The organism is Vibrio sp. 10N.222.48.A3 (assembly GCF_041475345.1).
Taxonomy (GTDB): domain Bacteria; phylum Pseudomonadota; class Gammaproteobacteria; order Enterobacterales; family Vibrionaceae; genus Vibrio; species Vibrio tasmaniensis_A.
Window position 1 is genome coordinate 1 of record NZ_JBFRVX010000839.1, and the last position, 3,066, is coordinate 3,066.

Consider the following 3,066-nt stretch of genomic DNA (forward strand, 5'->3'; position numbering starts at 1 on the left):
GTGATATCTAGTAAAGCCCCCTCAAGTAGCTCGCTTTGTACATCAAAGCGAGCTCCATCTTATGACAATAATTCTCTGTCAATAAGTTGCTCTTCCTTTGGTTTTAACACTCTGGCAAAGTTGCTTTGAAGGGAGAATTTTCGGACGACGCAAAGCTCAAGCAGGAGCTAACTAACCGTGGCTACACTAATCTCTCTCGATTAGGTAGACGTGTACTTCAAGCCCAGCACCCTAGCTGGGGCGTCGTTACTATAAAGTATGCTCAAGCAGTAAAGCACCGTCACTTTCTCAAACAAGAGGCTGAGTTTCTCTATTCCAACTCCAATTATAACTGGCCAGAATATTGCGATTATTTCTCTAACCAGCAGAGTGACTATCTAGTCCTTTCCCACATTTGTGGAATAACACTATTACAAATCCAAACCGAGCCTTCTAAGTCAAACAACTTCCCTACCAACTGGATTACCTTGCTAGAGCGCTCGATTCATCAAGTCCACAAACTTGGTTTCGTTCATGGTGACATTAAACCATCTAACATCGTATTGACTCCTCAAGGGCAAGTACATTTAATTGACTTCGGCTCTGTCATAAAGAACGGAACTCTGCGTTCCGAGCTACGTTTTGAAAGCTATACACCAAGGTATTCAACACCTAGTTCAGTCTTAGGCAAATTCGATGACTGGTTCGCTCTTGCAGTGATACTAGAAGAGTACTTTGACCAATTTGATAACAAAAGTAGCTCAAAACAGTCCTTCCAATACATAAGTCTACCTAGCAGGTATCACATGCTGTTAAGGAAATGTAGGAGCTAGAATAGTATTAGCCCGAGACTACACCATAGATAAAGTTATTCTTTGTTAAATAAAGGTTAACATATAAAATATCTATTCATAGAAAGGGACTCCATTATTTCCTTTTAGATTCCAAAACCAATAATTAACCCTCCAGAAATCATGCATTTCCACCAAATTCCACTACGCTTTAATAGCATAGAACATAGCAATCTGATTAAATTTTTTAGGGACGAAAAATGAATCAAATTACGACAGATAAACCCATTATTCTGGTTGTTGATGATATCCCAGACAACATCCACACCCTGTCAGGTATCCTCAATGAAGACTTTAAAATTAAAGCTGCGACGTCAGGTCAAAAAGCGTTAAAGATTGCCTCTTCACATCCAAAACCACACCTGATCCTGCTCGATATAATGATGCCAGAAATGGATGGGTATGAAGTGTGTCGCCGACTTAAAAATGATCCAGTCACCGCCAATATCCCTGTAATTTTTGTTACCGCGAAAACCGATATGGTCGATGAACAAATGGGCTTTGAGCTAGGCGCTGTTGATTACATCACTAAACCAGTTAGCCCACCTATTGTGAAAGCTCGTGTTGTCACGCAAATCTCCCTCTACGACCAAAACTTGGCACTGTCTCGCAAGGTACGACAAAGAACGGAAGCTTTGGCAATGAGTCGATTGGAGATAATCCGCAAGCTCGGCCGGGCAGCAGAGTACAAAGACAATGAAACGGGAATGCACGTTGTAAGAATGAGTTACTACTCGAAAATTCTGGCTCAGCAGTTAGACGTGCACGAAGAGTGGGTTGAGCTACTATTCCAAGCGGCGCCAATGCACGACATCGGTAAAATTGGCATCCCGGACAACATATTAGGCAAACCAGGAAAGCTGGATCCTGAAGAGTGGGCAATCATGCAAACACACGTCACCATTGGTGGGGACATCATTGGTGATAACGATTCCAAACTACTAAAACTCGCCCAAGAAATTGCGCTATATCATCATGAAAAATGGGATGGTAGCGGCTACCCTCACAAGCTATCCGGTGAAGATATCCCTCTCAGCGCGCGAATTGTAGCGATTGCCGACGTATTCGACGCATTGACTAGCGAACGCCCATACAAAAAAGCTTGGCCTATTCAAAAAGCGATTGAGCTGATTCAAGAACAAGCTGGCCATCATTTTGACCCTAACTTAGTGCCTATCTTCATAAATAAGCTCGACGAGATGTTAGCGATCAAAGACTCTTTTTCTGATGAACCAGAACACTAAGTTCGCTGGTACTTTATCAATACAGGTACTTTATGAATACTGTTTCAAGATTTGCTACTGATTCCAAAATAATCTTAATCTCTTTTCTCGTTGCGGCTGTCGTTGTGTTTTCCGTCGCAGTGGGCGCTTGGATCAATCTCAACGATCGCTTCATCGGTGTCGAACAGTACGCTTCTAGTACTCGACTATTGACCTCCCTCGATAAACTGCGTGTTTACGAGTTGTCTTTCAGTAACGACTATAACGAAAAAGTCATTGCCAACTTTAATCAAGAAGCAAAGCAAACTATAAGTTTAGCCGACGATTATGCCAATCAATATGCGGAATCACTTCCGAGCAATCTACTCACGGAATATTTGATTCAATTCAAGCAATATGTCGGGCTTATTGAGTTGAATCAATCTACCCGAGCGCTAATGGATGAACGATCTAATGCCGCGACCGAGCTATTGCGAGAGATGAGAGATTTGCACAATCAAGCCATTAATCAAAACAGTCAAAATATTCGAGGGTTGCGATTAACTAGCGAAGAATTGACTAACGTTGCCTTAAAAACAAGTCAACTCGCTACTCTCGCCGTTAATATACAAAACCTTGAAAAAGAATATTTGCTCGACGGAAACCTAAAGACCTACTCACTGGTCAAGGTTGAGATGCAAAAGGCTTCACAGTTGATTACCGAATTACACGCTCAAATTTTAGATGACAAAGGACAACAACGTTTAGAGATTGTTGAAAAGGCAAAAAATCGCTATTACACCAACTTAGTTCAACTTCAAGGCGTACCGGTCTCTTCTAAAAAGTTAACAGCCTCGCTCATCAATCAAGTCACTTTGAGCGGCTCTGAATTTTCGCGTTCGGTTGGATTACTCTATCAAGCTAAACAGATCCAAGTCGCAGAACTGAATCATCTCATTTCTCAATCTCAAGCAGAACTCTCTTCCCAACTGCTCATAGGTCAAGACCTATTGGCGATTCGCACACTACTGAGT

The 3,066-nt window shown here is 41.9% G+C and carries 2 protein-coding genes and 1 pseudogene; all 3 read left to right on the plus strand.

The window, feature by feature from the left end; genetic code table 11:
• Positions 1–125: 125 nt before the first annotated feature.
• Positions 126–812 (plus strand): protein kinase domain-containing protein, encoded by a 687-nt coding sequence (locus tag AB4653_RS20490; RefSeq protein ID WP_102257295.1) that lies wholly within the window; start codon positions 126–128, stop codon positions 810–812.
• Positions 813–1,030: 218 nt separating this feature from the next.
• On the plus strand, positions 1,031–2,074 hold the full coding sequence (locus tag AB4653_RS20495) for a two-component system response regulator (RefSeq protein WP_102257296.1): 1,044 nt from the start codon (positions 1,031–1,033) through the stop codon (positions 2,072–2,074).
• Positions 2,075–2,106: 32 nt separating this feature from the next.
• Positions 2,107–3,066: pseudogene (locus tag AB4653_RS20500) on the plus strand (hybrid sensor histidine kinase/response regulator); the annotation flags it as partial.

Coding starts and splice junctions, on each gene's coding strand:
- AB4653_RS20495 (WP_102257296.1), top strand. CDS start 1,031: ATGAATCAAATTACGACAGATAAACCCATTATTCTGGTTGTTGATGAT.